16 protein-coding genes are annotated in these 18,707 nt (G+C 48.5%); 3 read left to right on the top strand and 13 right to left on the bottom strand.

Going from position 1 to position 18,707, the window contains the following annotated elements; translation table 11 throughout:
- Positions 1-11 precede the first annotated feature (11 nt).
- The 3 genes from coxB to lexA form a co-directional block, all read right to left on the bottom strand.
- Entirely contained in the window at positions 12-1,127 is a 1,116-nt protein-coding gene (coxB, locus tag ACN0UN_RS07465) for a cytochrome c oxidase subunit II (RefSeq protein ID WP_417659487.1), read from the bottom strand.
- Positions 1,128-1,430: 303 nt separating this feature from the next.
- Positions 1,431-1,844 (bottom strand): SOS-response cell division inhibitor, encoded by a 414-nt coding sequence (locus ACN0UN_RS07460; protein ID WP_417659433.1) that lies wholly within the window; start codon positions 1,842-1,844, stop codon positions 1,431-1,433.
- Complete coding sequence (gene lexA, locus ACN0UN_RS07455) at positions 1,841-2,461, bottom strand: transcriptional repressor LexA (RefSeq protein ID WP_128352273.1); 621 nt, start codon at positions 2,459-2,461, stop codon at positions 1,841-1,843. The genes ACN0UN_RS07460 and lexA overlap by 4 nt, the downstream gene beginning before the upstream one ends.
- A gap of 146 nt (positions 2,462-2,607) precedes the next feature.
- Between lexA and plsB the strand changes: the two genes are divergently transcribed.
- Positions 2,608-5,055: a glycerol-3-phosphate 1-O-acyltransferase PlsB gene (gene plsB, locus ACN0UN_RS07450; protein ID WP_417659432.1), complete on the top strand. Its 2,448-nt coding sequence runs from the start codon at positions 2,608-2,610 to the stop codon at positions 5,053-5,055.
- Between the two features lie 13 nt (positions 5,056-5,068).
- Here the strand turns inward: plsB and ubiA are convergent, their stop codons facing one another.
- From ubiA to ACN0UN_RS07420, 6 genes are read right to left on the bottom strand one after another with little or no spacing between them, the layout of a single operon-like run.
- Positions 5,069-5,932, bottom strand: coding sequence for a 4-hydroxybenzoate octaprenyltransferase (ubiA, locus tag ACN0UN_RS07445; RefSeq protein ID WP_417659431.1), 864 nt, complete (start codon positions 5,930-5,932; stop codon positions 5,069-5,071).
- Positions 5,929-6,534 (bottom strand): chorismate--pyruvate lyase family protein, encoded by a 606-nt coding sequence (locus ACN0UN_RS07440; protein ID WP_417659430.1) that lies wholly within the window; start codon positions 6,532-6,534, stop codon positions 5,929-5,931. The genes ubiA and ACN0UN_RS07440 overlap by 4 nt, the downstream gene beginning before the upstream one ends.
- A 9-nt stretch (positions 6,535-6,543) precedes the next feature.
- Positions 6,544-7,380 carry a rhomboid family intramembrane serine protease gene (locus ACN0UN_RS07435; protein WP_417659429.1) on the bottom strand — a complete coding sequence of 279 codons (837 nt, stop codon included), beginning with the start codon at positions 7,378-7,380 and terminating at the stop codon, positions 6,544-6,546.
- Entirely contained in the window at positions 7,381-7,704 is a 324-nt protein-coding gene (gene glpE / locus ACN0UN_RS07430; RefSeq protein ID WP_417659428.1) for a thiosulfate sulfurtransferase GlpE, read from the bottom strand. It lies immediately after the preceding gene.
- Positions 7,705-7,732: 28 nt separating this feature from the next.
- Positions 7,733-8,758 (bottom strand): L-threonine 3-dehydrogenase, encoded by a 1,026-nt coding sequence (gene tdh, locus ACN0UN_RS07425; protein WP_128352267.1) that lies wholly within the window; start codon positions 8,756-8,758, stop codon positions 7,733-7,735.
- A 24-nt stretch (positions 8,759-8,782) separates the two neighbouring features.
- A complete protein-coding gene (locus ACN0UN_RS07420) occupies positions 8,783-9,976 on the bottom strand; it encodes a glycine C-acetyltransferase (protein WP_417659427.1) in 1,194 nt (397 codons plus the stop codon).
- Between the two features lie 127 nt (positions 9,977-10,103).
- Between ACN0UN_RS07420 and coaD the strand changes: the two genes are divergently transcribed.
- Entirely contained in the window at positions 10,104-10,592 is a 489-nt protein-coding gene (gene coaD, locus ACN0UN_RS07415; RefSeq protein ID WP_417659426.1) for a pantetheine-phosphate adenylyltransferase, read from the top strand.
- Between the two features lie 8 nt (positions 10,593-10,600).
- Here the strand turns inward: coaD and ACN0UN_RS07410 are convergent, their stop codons facing one another.
- Positions 10,601-11,926 carry a sodium-dependent transporter gene (locus ACN0UN_RS07410; protein WP_417659425.1) on the bottom strand — a complete coding sequence of 442 codons (1,326 nt, stop codon included), beginning with the start codon at positions 11,924-11,926 and terminating at the stop codon, positions 10,601-10,603.
- 150 nt (positions 11,927-12,076) lie between these two features.
- Here ACN0UN_RS07410 and pckA point away from each other — a divergent pair, with 150 nt between their 5' ends.
- A complete protein-coding gene (gene pckA / locus ACN0UN_RS07405; RefSeq protein ID WP_417659424.1) occupies positions 12,077-13,678 on the top strand; it encodes a phosphoenolpyruvate carboxykinase (ATP) in 1,602 nt (533 codons plus the stop codon).
- 13 nt (positions 13,679-13,691) lie between these two features.
- Here the strand turns inward: pckA and ACN0UN_RS07400 are convergent, their stop codons facing one another.
- The 3 genes from ACN0UN_RS07400 to ACN0UN_RS07390 form a co-directional block, all read right to left on the bottom strand.
- Complete coding sequence (locus ACN0UN_RS07400; RefSeq protein ID WP_417659423.1) at positions 13,692-15,416, bottom strand: putative bifunctional diguanylate cyclase/phosphodiesterase; 1,725 nt, start codon at positions 15,414-15,416, stop codon at positions 13,692-13,694.
- A gap of 114 nt (positions 15,417-15,530) precedes the next feature.
- Positions 15,531-16,631, bottom strand: a complete 1,101-nt coding sequence (locus ACN0UN_RS07395; protein ID WP_417659422.1) for a GGDEF domain-containing protein — start codon at positions 16,629-16,631, stop codon at positions 15,531-15,533.
- Positions 16,632-16,650: 19 nt separating this feature from the next.
- Entirely contained in the window at positions 16,651-18,660 is a 2,010-nt protein-coding gene (locus tag ACN0UN_RS07390; RefSeq protein ID WP_417659421.1) for a prolyl oligopeptidase family serine peptidase, read from the bottom strand.
- Between the last annotated feature and the right edge of the window lie 47 nt (positions 18,661-18,707).

Here is an 18,707-nt window from a genome sequence, read left to right as displayed (position 1 = left end):
TCGGGTCTCCCTTACTGATTCAAAAATTCGTTTACATCAGCGGCCTGAATCAGGTCGCCAGTGTCATTGCCCCAAGCATTACGCTCATAGGTAATAACAGCCGCCAGCTCGCGCAAACTTAGCTGATTGCTAAATGCTTGCATGGCTGTACCTGCTTTACCGTTGACAACGATATTAATGTGGCCCGCCTGGTCGTTCAAGACCATTTCGGTGCCTTTCAAGCTTGGGAATACGCCAGGAATACCTTCACCGCTAGGTTGGTGACATGCAGCACAGCTACCCAAATACACGCGCTCGCCTAACTCCATGAGTTCGTCTTTGCTCATCGACATAGACAGCAAGCGTTGTTCTTCTTCAGCTGCTTGTTTTGCAATGGCTTCTTGTTCGCTTATCCATGCTTGATATTCCGCTGGCTCTTTGGCGATAACAACAACCGGCATGAAGCCGTGGTCTTTACCGCAAAGTTCAGCACATTGGCCGCGATAAATTCCTGGCTCATCAACCTTGGTCCAAGCTTCGTTGATGAAGCCTGGGTTCGCATCTTTTTTCACGGCGAAATCTGGAACCCACCATGAGTGGATAACATCATCTGACGTAACCAAGAAACGAACTTTGGTATCTGTTGGAATAACCAATGGACGGTCAACTTCAAGCAGGTAGTTTTCACCTTTTTCGAGACGGTTGTTAATTTGGTCTTGGCGTGTGGCCAGTAGACTAAAGAACTCAACGTCATGTTCGAAGTACTTGTAGTGCCATTTCCATTGTGACCCGGTAACCAGCACAGTGACTTCAGCTTCGGACGCGTCCTCCATGGCAAATAGCGTCTTGGTCGCTGGAATCGCCATACCGACTAGAATCAGGAATGGGATAATGGTCCAAAGTATCTCTACCTTAACGCTTTCATGAAACGTCGCAGGCTTATGGCCTTTGGACTTGCGGTGGACAATCATGGAAACAAACATGACTCCGAAAACGATAATACCTATCACACAGCAAATATAAAAAATCGTCATGTGAAGGTCGTAAACGCGTTGACTGATCTCGGTAACACCTTGAGTCAGGTTCAACTGCGATTGCGCACTAGCAGCAAATGGAATACTTGCTATTAGCGCAGTGATGAGTCTAATGCTCACGCGAAATCTCCTCTCATTCTTCCGACGCGGGTCTGCCGCGAATACACCGAAGTGCGAGCCTGAAGAACAACGAGGGGAGCAGAAAAAGGAACAGCTTTTCAAATGAAAATCTTTTTCCCACTAACCCTTTGTTGTTATGTATCAAATTTTATTTTTATTTATTGTGTTAGCAGTTAATGCGCATTCAAAATACCATTTTCTGGTGAAAAAGAAACCGCCTATTCGAAGAATTTTTACATCTAAGTATAAAAAAAGGGCTGCAACTGCAGCCCTAACTGACAACCTTCACAAGCAGGTTTAGTGGAGAGGGGTGAGTGAAGGTAAATCATTAAACACGAAACTGTGCGTTTGGCTAACCTTGCTAGCCATTTTTAATCGTTGTTGCATACGCGGTGATAATTCACCGAGCCAACTTAATACAAGGCTACTGGTTCCGGCCAAAAGGGCTTGTTCAGTTGCCCATTCACGTTCATCTTGACTGCGCCCGTGAACCCAGCGAATCCGTGAACGGCTAATACCCGCACTGACCAATTGTTCAATAAGGTCACGACGCGCGCCAATCACGGTAATCCACTGATTTGTACGCAATGACAGGGCGTGCAACCGCGGCAAAATATCATCTAGATTATTGGTGGTTGTTTCCAGTGCAGGAACGGCTGACCATACATCAAAACCGATGTCGTTAAATTGTTTCGTGAATTCGTTTCTCATAACCATGCTCCATTTCGAATGACGCCAACAGCCAAACCTTCGATGGTGAAGTACTGATGGGTAAGGTCGACTTGAATGGGGGAAAACTCTTCGTTCTCCGGGTGCAATAAAATGATGTTGCCGCGTCGCTCAAAACGTTTAACTGTTACGTCATCTTCAACGCGCGCTACAATGATTTGGCCATTACGTGCTTCTTGAGTTTTATGAACTGCGAGCAGGTCGCCGTCAAGAATCCCGATATCTTTCATACTCATGCCGTTTACGCGAAGTAAAAAGTCTGCATGTGGCTTAAATAAATTTTGGTCAACTTGGTAGTGACTTTCGATATGCTCCTGCGCCAAAATAGGCTCACCGGCGGCAACGCGGCCGATTAAAGGAAGCCCTTCTGGTAGCTCTTCAACGTCTACTCCAATTAAGCGGAGACCGCGCGACATGCCCGGCATCATTTCGATTACACCCTTTTTAGCGAGCGCTTTGAGATGCTCTTCGGCAGAATTAGCCGACTTAAAGCCTAATCGCTGCGCAATTTCAGCGCGGGTAGGCGGCATGCCAGTCGCATCGATATTGTCTTTGATAAGGGTCAAAATTTCTTGCTGTCTCGGTGTTAATGGACGCATCTGAATACCTGTTTATCTATACAGTGATACTGTGAGTATATACAGGTGTTTTGGTTTCGCAACTTTTTTGTTCAAAAATTTTTCAGTCAGACAATTTTTATCATTAGTGGTATGCTTTATACGTCTGTAATTAGTGGGGATATTCGATGAGTCTAAGAGGCTTTTGGCGCGCGATTATGTACTGGCCAGTGCGTTGGTTAACGCGTTTCGAAATTATTTTGGATGACACTGCCCAGCAAGTGGTCGGTGACAACAATGTTGTGTATGTAATGCGTTCCACGTCAACCACCGACATGTTGGTGGCACAGCGGGCGTTGAAACAAGCTGGATTACCGGACCCGACTGATGAACTAATTATTAATGGTCAGCAGTTAGCCCGCGTCATGTTTCTTGATCAGACTGATCACGGTTCCGCCCGAAAGGCCATCGCAGACTTTGAAAAGCTGATTGCAGCGCATCAAAAAGACAGCCAGTTGAACATTAAGGTTGTACCTATCGGGTTATTTTGGGGGCGCAAGCCCGGACAAGAGCCACGCCAGGGGCATACCATGGTGTCCGATATTGATAACCCCGGCCATTGGCGCAAGTTCTGGCTGGTGATGTTTTCCGGGCGGCATATTTTGCTGCGCGCCAGTTTACCTGTGCAATTGCGAGAAATGGCTGAACAACGCGGCTCCACGCAAGATCTTGCGCATAAGTTAGCGCGCGTTGCGCGGGTGCATTTCGTCCGCTTAAGGCACGCAATTGCCGGGCCTAAAATGACGGAACGTGCGGTGGTTATTCAAGACCTGCTCGACACGCCCGCGTTACAGCAAGCCATTGCAGATGAAGCACGCAGTAAAAAAATAACTGAGCAGCAGGCGCGCAAAGTAGCGGAAAAGTATCTGCACGAGATTGCAGCGAGTTACAGCGATACCTTGGTTCGTTTGCTGGACCGGTTCATGTCATGGTGCTGGAGTCGCATTTATAACGGTATTCATGTTGAAGGTGGCGAACGTATCCGCGAGCTGGCTGAAACGGGCCACGAAATTGTTTATGTCCCCTGCCACCGTTCGCACATGGACTACTTGCTATTAAGTTATGTAATTTACAAAGAAGGTCTGGTTCCACCGCATATTGCTGCGGGTGTGAATCTGGACTTTTTCCCGGCCGGCCCCCTATTCCGACGCGGTGGCGCATTCTTCATTCGCCGCAGCTTTCGCGGCAACAAACTGTACTCCACGGTGTTTCGCGAATACCTTAACCGGCTATTCCAAAAAGGTTACCCGGTTGAATACTTTACTGAAGGTGGGCGTAGCCGAACGGGTCGTTTGTTGGCACCCAAAACCGGTATGATTGCGATGACCGTTCAGGGAATGTTGCGCGGTCAGCAGCGTCCGATGTCGCTCGTTCCGGTTTACCTTGGCTACGAACATGTCATGGAAGTGGGTACTTACTTAAAAGAACTAAAAGGTAAATCAAAAGAAAAAGAGTCGGTCTGGAAGGTGATAGGCAGCTTGCGTCACTTACGTAACTTTGGCCAAGGCTATGTGAGCTTTGGCGAGCCGATTAACCTCGGTGAAGCACTGGAAAAACTTCAGCCGAATTGGCGTGAGTCAATTACTACTGGCGCAGAAGAGCCAGAACGCCCGAAATGGTTAACGCCAACCGTTAATTTATTGGCTGATGAAATTATGTGTCGAATCAATAATTCAGCGGCATTAAACAGCGTGAACTTAACTGCGTTAGCTATTCTGAGTTCTGAACAGCATGCATTAACACGCGAAGAGCTGGTCAGTCAGCTAAACCTTTACACTCAAATTTTAGGCGAAGTGCCGTATAGCAAAGACGCATATGTGCCCGAGGAAGACGGCGAGGCACTGTGGCAGCTGGCTAAAAAACATGACAAATTCATCGTCGAGTCAGACGGTATCGGTGAGCTGATTCGCCTTGATGGCACCAACGCGATTGCGATGACCTACTACCGTAACAATATTATGCACATGGTTATTGTGCCGGCGCTTTTGGCGGCCTTTGCGTTGGGGCATAAGCGTTTTAGCGGTGAACAGGCAAGCCAGTTGTTGGCCCAGTTGCACCCGCTGTTGCGCAGTGAGTTATTCATCAGCCATTCTCAGGCGGATATGAAATTGTGGGTCAGTGCATTGTTGGAACAGTATGTGCAATGTGGCTTGCTTAGCGAGCCTGAACCTGGCGAGTTTATGGTTGCTAAGCGAGACTCGCAAGCATACTCGCAGCTTGTTTTATTAGCCCGAAGCGCGGGTGAAACGGCACAGCGTTATGCAATTGTTTTAGAGTTACTGCAAAAAGCCCAACCGATTTCTCGTAGTGAGCTTGAGCAAAATTCCGTGCAGCTAGCAGAGCGCCTTAGTGCGGTTCACGGCGTGAATGCGCCTGAGTTTTTTGATAAGAAAGTGCTCAGCGCACTCATAGGGACGCTGAAATCCGAGGGGTACTTCACCATGTCTGACTCGGGTGAAATGGTGGCAGACCATCGCGTTGGTGAGCTCAGCGATGCGGTTGATTTGTTGCTGGAACCAGCCGTGCTGCAGACCATTAGGCAGTCGGTTCAGCAATTAGTGAGTGCGGCGCGTTAAGGCAAGCCGGGCGCTAAAACCAATAATGCGCAGCAACAGCAAGGGTGAGTACCCAGCCTACGTTGTTGTTGTGCAAAAAGGCTTGAAAGCAGCGCTGTGGTTCGCGATACCAGATAAGGTAATGCTGCCATAAGAATAACAGTACAATAACGCCCAATCCTGCCCAATAGGGCCAGCTAAATAGCAACAAATACCCAAGCCAACCCAACAGCGCAATCGTAATCAATTGCAGTACCGCAATGGCGAAGGTGTCGTGCCCTGCGAATAAAATGGCGGTGGACTTCACCCCAATTTTCAAGTCATCCGCGCGATCAGCCATTGCATACTCAGTGTCATAAGCCACAGTCCACGCAATATTGGCGAAAAACAGCACCCAAGCTACCAGCGGCAAGCCTTGATCGAGCGCCGTAAAGGGCATCAAAATACCGAAACTGAACGCTATGCCGAGTATTACTTGCGGTAACTGCGTAAAGCGTTTACTAAACGGATACAAGGTAGCAACAGCTGCTGCCGCGAAGCTCAATAAAATGGTGGCTTGGTTAAATTGCAGCACAATTATAAACGCCAGCAACAACAACACAGCAAATAGCGCTAGCGCATGCCAAGGCTTCAGTTCGCCCGTTGCCAATGGCCGTAATTTAGTACGTGCCACATGCCCGTCAATGTTGCGATCGGCATAGTCGTTAATCACGCAACCGGCTGAACGCATCACAAAAACCCCGAGCATAAACAACACCACAGTGCGCAGCGGTGGGTTACCGTTACCAGCAATCAATAAGGCAACCAAAGTCGGCCAGCCAAGAAGCAAGCTACCGATGGGGCGATCAGCACGCATTAAACGCCAGCATGCGCTAATAAATTGACCTGCTCGTATCATAGCTGTTGTTCCTTAAGGCGTGTAAGTTGTGCCGGTACGGATTCACCGATAAAGACTTCAGCAACCAGTACGCGCTGACCAGCAGCAGTAAAACAACTGCGACGACCCCACAGCGTTTGGGGTGGATAATTCAAACACTGATGCAACTGACCAATGCGGGACCGCGGTGTAAAGGCAGAAACTTCAATGTCGCTGCGGGCTAAGTCGGGCTGAGAAAAAAGGTGAGCCCCTAATGGCTGGTTCCCTAATTGCCCCAATTTTAATGCCTGTTCGTCAAGTGCGCTTTGTGGAAATACGCTGCGCGCAAATACCCACGGTTGGCCATCACAACATAAGATAACTTCACGAATGGTCGCCTCGCTGACGTTGCCTAACCAACGTGCTTCATCAGGCCGAATAACCCCGGGATGTTGCCCCAGAACTTCGACACTGAATGTTTGGCAATGGCGTTTGAGTTTTGCTGTGAGCGAATCCGGGTCAAGCAACCAGTGCCGAATAATTGAATTATCGGGCAGGGTATCAGCATTCGCGCGACGCCAATCTGCTTGCTGACCTTGGCTAACGATTGGAAATTCGAAGTTCGCTAATTCAGGAAAGCGCATAAGGCGGTACTATCGGCTGTATTTAGTTAAAGTTCGAATGCCAGCACCAACCAGCAAGCCTGCAATTAAGCCCGCAGTATGGGCGGTATTGGCAATGTTAACCCACAACAGGCCGGTGTAGCCGAGCACCAACCATGCCAGCATAAAAATAATTAACCCTATCGGCAAAAACAACGGGTGCCGTGGATTATTCCAGCCCACCACGGTGGCGATACCGAACAAACCGTACACTACGCCAGATAAGCCGCCAAAGTAGGGGCCACTTTCAATAAATTGCGACGTGTTCGACATAACCGCGCAAAACAGGAAGGCTAAAATAAGCCATTTGCTGCCATAGTAACGTTCAAATCGTCCGCCCAAATACCACCACCAAAAAACGTTAAACACGATATGCAAAACGCTAAAATGCAGCAGGGCAGGTGTGATAAATCGCCACGGCTGTGTCCATGGTAGGGCTTCGAAATTATTCGGATTAAACAGCAGAATACTCAGAATTGATTCAGCCAGTGGCGTCATTAAGCCAATAAATACGAGAATTACGGCTGCCGCATAACCGGCAGTAAACCATCCTGCTTGCTGCAGTAACGTGCGGATAAAACTGACTGGCGGTGCTACAGTTTCGGCTTCGTGCTGTGCGTTTTCCTGCACCGTTAACTCAGCCAGGTGTGGGTTTTCTTTGAAGGTTTGAATAAGTGCTTTTGCATGGGCATGGTAGCTGGAAACTGTCAGCCATAACTCCAACTGATTACCATGTTCACTGACCGTAACAGGCACCCCGTTCTGCTGTAAGTAGCGATAAAGGCTTGCCATCATATCGGCATCACGGGTGGTCAGTAGTTTTTGCATTTAGCCGCGCTCCACCGCATCGGGGAACGACTGTGCCCACGCTGTCATTCCGCCATCTAAACTGCTTACAGGCTCTACCCCTTGATGGGCCAGATACTCCGCAGCGCCTTGACTGCTGTTGCCATGGTAACAAACCACCACCACTTCAACATTGTCTTCTAGATTGGCTAAAAACTCTTGCACGTTCGCATCGGTTAAGCGCAGCGAGCCAGGGATATGGCCCGCTTCAAATGAACGCTGGTCACGAATGTCGACAAAACGCGCGTTGCCTTGTTGCCACACGGTGTGCGCGGTCGTTGCATTAATGCGTTTAAAATCAGCCATTCTTTGTGTCCTTACTTGTCGAGCTGTATTAGCTCCAGTCCAACACCACTTTGCCGGATTGGCCTGAAGTCATAATATCAAAGCCTTTCTGAAAATCATCTACAGGCATACTGTGCGTCAAAATTGGGGTTAAATCGAGCCCTGATTGCAACAAGCTTGCCATTTTGTACCAGGTTTCGAACATTTCCCGACCGTATATGCCTTTAATTACTAACCCTTTAAAGATAACTTGGTTCCAGTCAATTGCGACACTCTGCGGGGGAATACCCAACATTGCGATTTTGCCGCCATGATTCATGGTCTCAAGCATTTGTGCAAAAGCTGAAGGTACGCCAGACATTTCGAGGCCCACATCAAAGCCTTCTTTCATGCCAAGCTCATTCATCACGTCTTTCAAGTTTTCTTTGCTAACATCAACAGCGCGTGTTGCGCCCATTTTCTTGGCTAGATCTAAACGGTATTGGTTCACATCGGTGATCACCACATGGCGTGCGCCAACATGACGAGCGACCGCTGCGGCCATAATGCCGATAGGGCCAGCACCTGTAATAAGCACGTCTTCGCCCACTAAATCAAAAGCTAACGCGGTGTGCACGGCATTGCCAAACGGGTCAAAAATAGCCGCTAAATCATCACTGATGTCGTCTGGCAATTTGAATGCGTTGTCAGCAGGAATCACCAAATATTCGGCAAAAGCACCTGGGCGGTTAACACCAACACCAACCGTGTTGCGACACAAGTGTCGACGGCCGGCGCGGCAGTTACGACAATGGCCACAGGTAATGTGGCCTTCACCTGAAACACGATCACCCTGTTCAAAGCCGCGAACGCCTTCGCCCATGGCTTCAACAACACCCACATATTCATGACCAACAACCATAGGCACCGGAATGGTTTTTTGCGACCACTCATCCCACTTATAGATGTGCACATCGGTGCCGCAAATTGCGGTTTTCTTAATGCGGATGAGCAGATCGTTGTAACCGTATTCAGGTTTTTCAACGTCGGTCATCCAAATACCAGGTTCTGCATGTAATTTCGCGAGTGCTTTCATGATTCGTTACCTTCAGAGACGACGTTAAATAATTCCAAGGTCTTTACCAATGCGAATAAACGCATCAATTGCCCGGTCCAGTTGTTCGCGTGTGTGCGCAGCTGACATTTGTGTGCGTATCCGCGCTTTACCGCGTGGTACCACAGGGAATGAAAAGCCGACCACATAGATGCCTTCTTTGAGCATCCGTTCAGCCATTTCTGAAGCCAAGCGTGCATCACCAATCATCACCGGGATAATGGCATGGTCTGCGCCACTCAGGGTAAAGCCCGCTTTGGTCATTTCAGTGCGGAAGTGGTTGGCGTTGTCCCACAACTTTTTGCGTAACTCGTGACCGTTTTCCAGCATTTCTAATACGCGAATAGAAGCCTGAACGATTGCTGGCGCTACCGAGTTTGAGAATAAATACGGACGTGAACGCTGGCGTAACCAGTCAATTACCGGCTTTTTACCTGAAGTATAGCCACCTGACGCGCCACCTAGTGCTTTACCTAATGTGCCGGTAATAATATCGACGCGGCCCAGTACGTTGCAGTATTCGTGGGTACCTTTCCCATGTTCACCTAAAAATCCGGTGGCATGACAATCATCCATCATGACTAATGCACCGTATTCGTCAGCTAAGTCGCATACGCCATTCAGGTTTGCGATAACGCCATCCATTGAGAAAACACCGTCAGTGGCAATCAGGATATTGCGGGCACCGTCAAGCTTGGCTTGTTTGAGTTGCGCTTCAAGGTCAGCCATGTCGTTGTTTTTGTAACGATAACGCTTGGCTTTACTTAAACGAATGCCGTCAATAATTGACGCATGGTTCAGTTCATCGCTGATAATCGCGTCTTCCGGGCCCATCAATGTTTCAAAAAGGCCACCGTTTGCGTCGAAACACGATGAATATAAAATAGTATCTTCAGTGCCTAAAAACGCGCTCAGTTTTGCTTCAAGCGTTTTATGAATATTCTGTGTACCACAAATAAAGCGCACTGATGCAGTGCCGAAGCCATGCTCATCAAGCCCTTGCTTCGCTGCCTTGATAAGTTCAGGACTGTTCGCCAAACCGAGGTAGTTGTTGGCACAGAAGTTAAGTACTGACTCACCGTCACCGACTTCAATTTCGGCATCTTGGTCGCCTAAAATGATGCGCTCATTTTTGTACAAACCTTCGTGTTTAAGCTCGTCTAGCTGCGTTTCAAGTTGTTGATAAAAATCTTGCTTCATGTAATTCTCCGTGCTTCGGACCCTACGGGTAGACTTAAGCTCATGCACTTAAGCCGTTAAGATACTGCATAGTTTACCTGATTAGCGGGGGGCTGCGCATCCTCATTTCTACGGCTGGAGAAATTTCATGCATAAACGCGCTATTTATCCGGGCACTTTTGACCCGATTACGAACGGACATGCCGATTTAATTGAGCGTGCTGCCAATTTATTTAGTGAAGTTGTGGTTGGTGTTGCCAATAGCCCAAGCAAAAAGCCAATGTTTACCTTGGATGAACGCGTTGAGTTGGTTCGCGAAGTAACAGCTAACCTCCCCAACGTTACGGTGGTTGGTTTTAGTGGCTTGCTGGTGGACTTTGCCAAGGAGCAAGGTGCAACGGTGCTTATACGTGGTTTACGGGCGGTATCGGATTTTGAGTACGAATTTCAGCTCGCCAATATGAATCGACGTTTATACCCAGTGCTGGAAAGCGTGTTTTTAACGCCCGCCGAGGAAAATTCGTTTATCTCATCCACGCTGGTTAAAGAGGTTGCCATTCACCACGGTGACGTACGCCAATTTACCGACACGCGTGTTGCCGCTGCGTTAGAGGCCAAGATCAAGTCGCGCGAATGAGCTAAAACTCATAGCGCGACGTCAACGAAAACCCAAGCTAACAGCAGCGGGCACACTAAGCGCAAGTGCCAAAATAATAGGCGATAGCGCCACTGCGTGCTGGCCAGTTCGCGCACACGATTGCTGCGCTGCCAAAACCAACCCAGAACGATGAAGTAGAACAACCCAGATAGCGGCAGTTGGAATTGCGTGACATAGGTCACAACCCAATTAAACAGCGGTTCAAACCAAATCACTAATGCACAACCAATCAAACTGATACAGCCGGCAATGATGCCTGCTGCCTTGCGGCGCGATATCTGGTGCGTTTCAATGGCATAGGCAATAGGCACTTCTGCTGTGGCAATGGTTGATGTTAATGCTGCGATACTGAGCAGAGCAAAGAAACCGAAGCCAAGCCAAGCGCCGGCTGCACCGAGTTGCTCGAACAAGTCGGGTAGTACTTGGAAAATCAGGCGGCCCTCGCCAATCAGTTGTTCACCTTCGGTAACTGACAAACCTTGCGCCATCGCAACATAAAGGGCGGGAATGATAAGTAGACCGGCAAGAAAAGCGACCAAGGTATCAAGCGCCGCAACACTCCACGTGAGTCGGCCTAAGCGCGTACCTTTGCTTAAATAGCTGCCATAAATCATCATGCCGCCCAAGCCGATAGAGAGCGAGAAAAATGCTTGCCCCATGGCTGATACAATCAGATCAGCGCTCCACATGCTGCTAAAATCTGGAACCAGGTAAGCGCGAAAGCCATCACTTGCGCCCGGTAAAGTGCCAATAAAGGCAATTAACCCAAGCAACAAAACAACCAGTAGCGGCATTAATCTGCGCGCCCAGCGTTCGATACCATTTTGTACGCCATTAATCACAATTCCGAAGGTAAAGGCGACAAATACCAACAATAGGATTATGTCTCGTAGGGTCGATGGCGTATCGGTCCAGTGCGTCAGTGCTGTTAAATTAAGCGCCGTAAGCAGCGAAGTTAAGCCTTCAGCCACCATCCAGGCAGCCACTAAGTGATAGAAGCTAAGCATCAACACTGCGCCAATAACATTGAGGTAACCAATGGTTTTCCCGCTTGCGGCAGTGATGGGCCGACTGGTTTGACTCAGCATAGTGAGGGCTTTAACGGGGTTTGCCTGTGCGGCGTGGCCGATACTTAATTCGGTGTACAGAGCGGGAACAGCCAGTACCACAATCACCACCAAATACACGAGCAAGAATGCCGCACCGCCGTGGTTCGCAACCTGAGTTGGGAAGCCCCAAATATTGCCAAGCCCAATTGCAGAACCTGCCGCAGCGAGGATAAAACCGAGTCGTGTATGAAAACTATCGCGCATAATTAAGCCATTATTTTTGCGGTAAAAGCCGCCATTCTAGCCTCTAACGGGTACGTAAGACTATTATTTTTGACGATTTCAAGTTAGAATCGCGCCCCAAGTTTACTTTTCAAATTTTATGCTCAAACCAGACCCGCAGGAGTCCGTTACATGACTGATCTGGATCTACGCCATTATGGCATCACAGACGTCACTGAAGTTGTCCATAATCCTTCTTACGAACAATTGTTTGAAGAAGAAACACGCACTGATTTGCAAGGCTATGAAAAAGGCGTTGTGACTGACCAAGGTGCTGTTGCAGTGGATACAGGTATATTTACCGGTCGCTCGCCAAAGGACAAATACATTGTGCGTGACGACACCACAAAAGATACGCTGTGGTGGGCTGATCAGGGTAAAAATGATAACAAAGCGATTACCCCGGAAATCTGGGCTGATTTAAAAGAAACAGTTACCGGCCAGTTATCAGGCAAGCGTTTATTTGTTGTGGATACATATTGCGGTGCAAACGAAGATACACGCCTGGCCGTTCGGTTCATTACCGAAGTTGCATGGCAAGCGCATTTCGTGAAAAACATGTTTATCCGTCCTTCTGCAGAAGAGCTGGAAAACTTCACGCCAGATTTTGTGGTTATGAATGGTGCAAAATGCATCAACCATAAATGGCAAGAGCACGGCCTAAACTCTGAAAACTTTGTCGCTTTCAACTTAACTGAGCGCATTCAGTTAATTGGTGGTACCTGGTACGGCGGCGAGATGAAGAAGGGCATGTTCTCCATCATGAACTACTACCTGCCATTGCAAGGCATTGCATCCATGCACTGTTCTGCAAACGTTGGTAAAGATGGTGACGTGGCAATTTTCTTTGGTTTATCAGGTACTGGTAAAACCACACTTTCAACCGATCCAAAACGCCAACTCATTGGCGATGACGAGCACGGTTGGGACGACGACGGCGTATTTAACTTCGAAGGCGGTTGTTACGCAAAAACAATTAATCTATCCGCTGAAGCAGAACCTGATATTTACAATGCGATTCGTCGCGATGCGTTGCTTGAAAACGTCACCGTGCGTGCAGATAGCAGTGTGGACTTCGATGATGGCTCGAAAACTGAAAACACCCGTGTTTCATACCCGATTTATCATATCGACAATATTGTTAAGCCAGTTTCTAAAGCGGGTCACGCACAAAAGGTTATCTTTTTAACAGCTGACGCATTTGGTGTTTTACCGCCGGTGTCGAAGTTGACGAAAGAGCAAACAGAGTACTATTTCCTGTCAGGCTTTACCGCAAAACTAGCTGGCACCGAGCGCGGTATCACTGAACCAACGCCAACCTTCTCGAGCTGTTTTGGTGCGGCATTTTTGACCTTGCACCCAACCCAGTACGCTGAAGTTTTGGTAAAGCGTATGGAAGCTGCTGGCGCTGAAGCTTATTTGGTCAACACTGGCTGGAACGGTACGGGCAAGCGGATTTCTATTCAGGCAACCCGCGCCATTATTGACTCTATCCTGGACGGCAGCATTGAAGACGCTGAATTTGTTCAGTTGCCATACTTTAATCTCGCCATGCCAACGGCACTTGCGGGCGTTCAAGAACAACATATTTTGGACCCACGCAACACCTATGCAGACGCGGGTGATTGGGATGTGAAAGCACAAGATCTTGCTAATCGCTTCGTTGCGAACTTCGAAAAGTTCACGGACAACGAAGAAGGCAAATCTTTGGTTGCTGCTGGCCCTCAGCTGTAACCAACGCTGAACGTTAATTAAGAACCAGCCGCGCGAGCGGCTGGGGCTTTGCATACAAGAACCCTTGCAGTAAATCACAGTTTGACTCGCGCAACAGCTGCGCTTGCAACTCGTCTTCAACACCTTCGGCAACCACAATTAAATTCAACTTGTGCGCCATTGAAACGATACCTGAAAGAATCGCATTGTCGCGCTTATTGTGGGCAATTTCGCGCACAAAACTTCTGTCGATTTTAATTTTATGTACGGGTAGAAAACGCAAGTACGCAAGGCTGGAATACCCTGTTCCAAAGTCATCTAGCGACACCCGCACTCCCATACTATCGAGCGTATGAATGGTATCAATAGCGCGCTCTTCGTCCGCCATTAATACGCTTTCGGTAATTTCTAACTCAAGGCATTCCGGATTTATTCCCGTGCGCGTCATAATGTCGCGAACCGTTTGCAGGAATGTTATTTGAGTAAACTGCACGGCCGAAATATTAACCGCAACCGACAGCGGTATCTCGCGGCCTTCGTTTATCGTCATGATGTCACGACAGGCCTGCTCAAGAACCCAATTGCCGATAGGCACAATTTGTCCTGATTCCTCAGCAAGTGGAATGAATTCAGCGGGCGAAACCATACCGCGTTCAGGGTGGTGCCAGCGCAACAAACACTCAAGTGCGCACACCGATTGTTTGTTGGAACAAAGAATCGGTTGATAGTAAAGTTCGAGCTGCTCTTGAGTTAACGCATCATGCAGTTGCTGGCGCAGCAATAATTTTTCGCTGAGCTGCGAAGATATTTGTTGAGAGAACCAATGCACCGTATTACGGCCGGCTAACTTAGCCTGATACATGGCCATGTCCGCGTGCTGAATCAGCGACTCTGCCGCCGGTAACACGTTGACTTTGTGCTGTGGCTCATAGGCCGCAATACCAATACTTGCGGTAACTGTAATGGAGTATTCGCCGAGTTGAAATGGCTGTGCGAATACAGACTGAAGCCGCTGCGCAATTCGATGCCCTTCATCGGCATCGTCCACCTCAGGTACCAGCAATACAAACTCGTCGGCGTTAACCCGTGCCAAGGTGTCACCGTGATCAAGCAGCTCCTGAATACGTGAAGCGACTTGCTTGAGCAGGTTGTCGCCGCTGTTGATGCCGAAAGCGTCGTTGATGGCTTTGAATTTATCCAGATCAATATAATACAACGCAAGCATTTGACGTTGCCGCTTTGCGAGCACCAAATCATGCGTAACCCGTTCTTCAAGGTGACTTCGATTCAAACAGCCAGTCAAGGGGTCATGCGTTTGATTGTAAATGAGCTGTTCTTCAATGGCGCGTTTGTCACTAATGTCTAACAGCACACCAATAAAGTGCGTCACTTTATTGGTCGCATCGAGAACGGGGGAAATATGCACTTCGTTCCAGTAGCTGGTGCCGTCTTTTCGGTAGTTGAGTAGTGACGTTTTCAGCTCTTGATGGTGCTCAAGTGCATGAATTACCGAATTGACTGCTGCTGGGTCAGATTTCGGCCCTTGCAGAAAATGAAGACTCTTACCAAGAACTTCTGTTGGGTGATAGCCGGTGGTGCGGTAAAAAGCGGCGTTGGCATAAACCAAAGGCCGCCCGCTAACCAGTGCATCAATAATGACAATACTGTTGATGCTTGACTGCACAGCGCGTTCAAGTAAATAACCCTGACTGTACTCAAGTGGCTGAGATTCCGTGAAACGATTTCTGTCTACATCCATGCGGCTGCCTGCAAACGACGATTACCTGACTAAAAAGTTCATAGATGAACTCCATGAACTACGTACACTGGAATATACTAATGTAAAGGTAATGTAACAACAAGTATCTGCGAGTTAAGCCGTAGATTTTCCAAGGCGTGTGCAGTTGCGCCCATCATGCTTGGCTTGATAAAGGCCGTCATCGGCGCGTTGTATAATGGATATTTGTGTGTCGGTTGGGGAAAGTGTTGCCGAACCAATACTTAAGGTGAGATGTAAATCTTCATTAGTAAAACGGTGTCGGCCAACGGCCACGCGAATTTTTTCTGCTAATTCCACCGCTCCGTCTTCATCGGTATTCGGCGCAATAATCAGGAACTCCTCACCGCCCCAGCGACCCAGGACATCGGTTGCGCGGGTGCAACTCTGCAGCAGGCTGCTCAGCTCAACCAGCACTTCATCACCAACCAGGTGTCCATAACTGTCATTGAGAGTTTTGAATTGGTCGGCGTCAATAATCAGCACAGACAGATCGGCGTTGTCACGCTTGGCGCGCTGCAGTTCAATTTCGAGCATGGCGTCAAGATGCGAACGGTTGAATAGTTGAGTGAGCGGGTCGGTAACCGCTAAAATTTCCAGTTCTTGATTACGTTTGGCCAAAAATGCGAAGGCTTCGGTACGGGATTTTTCGTAATGACGGCTAATAGTCAGTAACGCGAACAACGAAAGCGCGATGTTAAAGTAACTCGGAATATTCAGTTCGTAACTGGGCCAGTCTAGGGAAAAAACGACAATAAAAACGATAGCTGCAGTCAAAAACAACACACTTACGTATAGCCCGCGGCGAATGCCTAATAAGAAAAACGAAATTGTTGGTACTAAACTTAACCAAATAAACGAATAGTTGCGGCCTTGCGCAATGGCCAAATAGATGCCCAAAAAAACCACAATTGTGCCGGTAAGCGCCATGGCGCTGCGGTCTAAGTTTAGGTTCTTACGCAAGTCGATTTGTATGGCTAAAATAGCTGTGAACACACACAAGTTGGCTATCGCCATGTCGAAATAGCCAAATAACGTCAGGTTCAGCACCACAAAAGCGCCGGAGTAGACCTGCAAAATTAGCAGCAAGCTTTGCATTAATTGCACACGCCAGTAGCGTGGGTCTTGACGCTCAAAAGGGTGGTGGATAACCCACCACCCTTTCTGAACTAACGTACGCAAAGTTTGCCAGCTCATGTGTGATTACCCGATTGAACTATAGCTGTTCAGCGTGAGGTAACTCATGCGCTGGAGCTTCTTTGTTGCCTTCAACCAAGAAGTGCTGCATCCAACGCATCAGGCGCATGGAATAGTCCAGCTGTGCGGCAACGCGGCGGTTGCCATGTCCTTCACCTGGGTATAAAACCAAGCGCACCGGTACCTTACCGTGGGTTTTCAAATAACGGTATAGCTCCATGGACTGGCTTGGGTGCACACGCGTGTCTTCTTTGCCGTGCATGATCAAAATAGGTGTACGGGCTTTTTCAGCATGATAAATCGGGCTGCGCTCAAGGTACCATTGCCATTTTTCCCACGGGTAACTGCGTGCATGAACCGCGTGCATTTCTTTGGCAATATCGGTGGTACCGAATTTTGAAATGTTGTCACTGATACCAACGAACATCACACTTGCTGCGAAATGTTCCGTCAGAGCAGTTGCGCCCCAAGCTGAAGCAAAGCCGCCGTACGAGCCACCGGTGATACCCACTTTAGTTTCGTCGACAAGGCCCATTTCTACCAAGTGGTTTTTGCCATCAACAAGGTCGTCAAATTCCTTACCCGCATAGTCATTTTGGCCGAGCTTGGAAAACTCGACGCCGCGACCGGTGCTGCCACGATAATTTGGGAAAAACAGCGCATAACCTTGTTGCGCAGCGTATTTTACCGGGCTGCCATAACGATCAAGCCAACCATTGCTGTAATGGGCTTCTGGTCCGCCGTGCACCACCATGATAAGTGGGTAACGTTTGCCTTCGGTATAATCCGTTGGGTAAACCACCACACCTTCAAGCTCTAGGCCGTCACTGGCCTTGTAACTGATGGTTTCCTGGCGGGGCATGGTGACATCCTCTAACCATGGGTTGGAATTGGTTAGGCGCGTGATGGTTTGTCCACTAATGCGAAATAACTCTGTTGGATGTGCACTGCTGTGTGCCCGAACCAGAACATCGCTTTTACCGGGTGCAACTTCAATGTCGACCGCAACCAGTTTGCTTGGCTCCATGAGTATGCGGCTTTCAAACCACTGCATGGTCAACGCTTGCACTTCACTTTGCGTACCACGATGACCTAACCAAATAAGCTCATCATTGCGGCGCCAGGCGATATCTTGCACATGGCCTTGATAATCGGGCAGCACGTTGGTTCTTTCATTCTCTTTACTGGTGTCATACACGTACAACCGGCCAGAGGCTGGGTCGTTATAATCCGCAGCACCAATCACTGCCAAATAACGGCCATCAGGCGAGAACTCAGCTTTGCCGAGCTTACCAACTGATTCAAACGTACTGACTTGCTTGCCGTCATAATCGAGCAGTTGGTATTGTGTGCTCATGTAATTGTCGTCAACCAGGGCTGTAGGCGCGACACGAACCAACAGCTGATCGTTCTCTGGGCGAAAGGCAACGGACAATACTTGCGTATCAGTGGTTAACTGAACAGGCTTCGCGTCATCGGCTTGCGTGTCATAAAGCCAAAGGTGTGTAAATTCGTTTTGTTCTTCATAAATTTCTGCTTTGAAGCCTTTTTCGGCAAGTTTACTCTTGGTTTCATCGGCTTTAGAGCGAGCGCGAAAAGCAATGTAGCGACCGTTATTGCTAACCGCATAGCTGTTAATGGCGGCGTCATGGCTCAGGGCGAGTTGCGCCTCGCCACCGGTGGTTGCCATTTTGTATAAGCTGGTGTGCTTCGCATCATCGCGTTTAGCCAAAAAATAAATTGTTTGGCCGTTAAAGCTCACCGAGCGCACTGACTCTTTACCGGTAATGAATGGCACGCTGGTTGCATCGCCATGCACGGTGTGAAGCTCAATGTAGGCACCACCGTCTTCATCTTTATACGGGGTACGTGGAACGACGCGGGTAAATGCTGCCAACTGGCCGTCGGCAGCAAGAGCCGCACTATTAATTGATTTTACGGTAACCGTTTCTTGCAACGTGATATCACGCGCGAAACTGGGAACGGTTAATACCGCAGCGACTAAAATGGCGCCAATGCTGCGAAGCATAATGAACTCCTCGTTGCTTTGTTGTTCAAGATTTATTCGTATTATTT

This window comes from Pseudidiomarina sp. (assembly GCF_048267825.1).
In the GTDB taxonomy this organism is placed as follows: Bacteria; Pseudomonadota; Gammaproteobacteria; order Enterobacterales; family Alteromonadaceae; genus Pseudidiomarina.
This window is presented reverse-complemented; position numbering and strand designations above follow the sequence as displayed.

Coding starts and splice junctions, on each gene's coding strand:
- ACN0UN_RS07460 (WP_417659433.1), bottom strand. CDS start 1,844: ATGAGAAACGAATTCACGAAACAATTTAACGACATCGGTTTTGATGTA.
- lexA (WP_128352273.1), bottom strand. CDS start 2,461: ATGCGTCCATTAACACCGAGACAGCAAGAAATTTTGACCCTTATCAAA.
- plsB (WP_417659432.1), top strand. CDS start 2,608: ATGAGTCTAAGAGGCTTTTGGCGCGCGATTATGTACTGGCCAGTGCGT.
- ubiA (WP_417659431.1), bottom strand. CDS start 5,932: ATGATACGAGCAGGTCAATTTATTAGCGCATGCTGGCGTTTAATGCGT.
- ACN0UN_RS07440 (WP_417659430.1), bottom strand. CDS start 6,534: ATGCGCTTTCCTGAATTAGCGAACTTCGAATTTCCAATCGTTAGCCAA.
- ACN0UN_RS07435 (WP_417659429.1), bottom strand. CDS start 7,380: ATGCAAAAACTACTGACCACCCGTGATGCCGATATGATGGCAAGCCTT.
- glpE (WP_417659428.1), bottom strand. CDS start 7,704: ATGGCTGATTTTAAACGCATTAATGCAACGACCGCGCACACCGTGTGG.
- tdh (WP_128352267.1), bottom strand. CDS start 8,758: ATGAAAGCACTCGCGAAATTACATGCAGAACCTGGTATTTGGATGACC.
- ACN0UN_RS07420 (WP_417659427.1), bottom strand. CDS start 9,976: ATGAAGCAAGATTTTTATCAACAACTTGAAACGCAGCTAGACGAGCTT.
- coaD (WP_417659426.1), top strand. CDS start 10,104: ATGCATAAACGCGCTATTTATCCGGGCACTTTTGACCCGATTACGAAC.
- ACN0UN_RS07410 (WP_417659425.1), bottom strand. CDS start 11,926: ATGCGCGATAGTTTTCATACACGACTCGGTTTTATCCTCGCTGCGGCA.
- pckA (WP_417659424.1), top strand. CDS start 12,077: ATGACTGATCTGGATCTACGCCATTATGGCATCACAGACGTCACTGAA.
- ACN0UN_RS07400 (WP_417659423.1), bottom strand. CDS start 15,416: ATGGATGTAGACAGAAATCGTTTCACGGAATCTCAGCCACTTGAGTAC.
- ACN0UN_RS07395 (WP_417659422.1), bottom strand. CDS start 16,631: ATGAGCTGGCAAACTTTGCGTACGTTAGTTCAGAAAGGGTGGTGGGTT.
- ACN0UN_RS07390 (WP_417659421.1), bottom strand. CDS start 18,660: ATGCTTCGCAGCATTGGCGCCATTTTAGTCGCTGCGGTATTAACCGTT.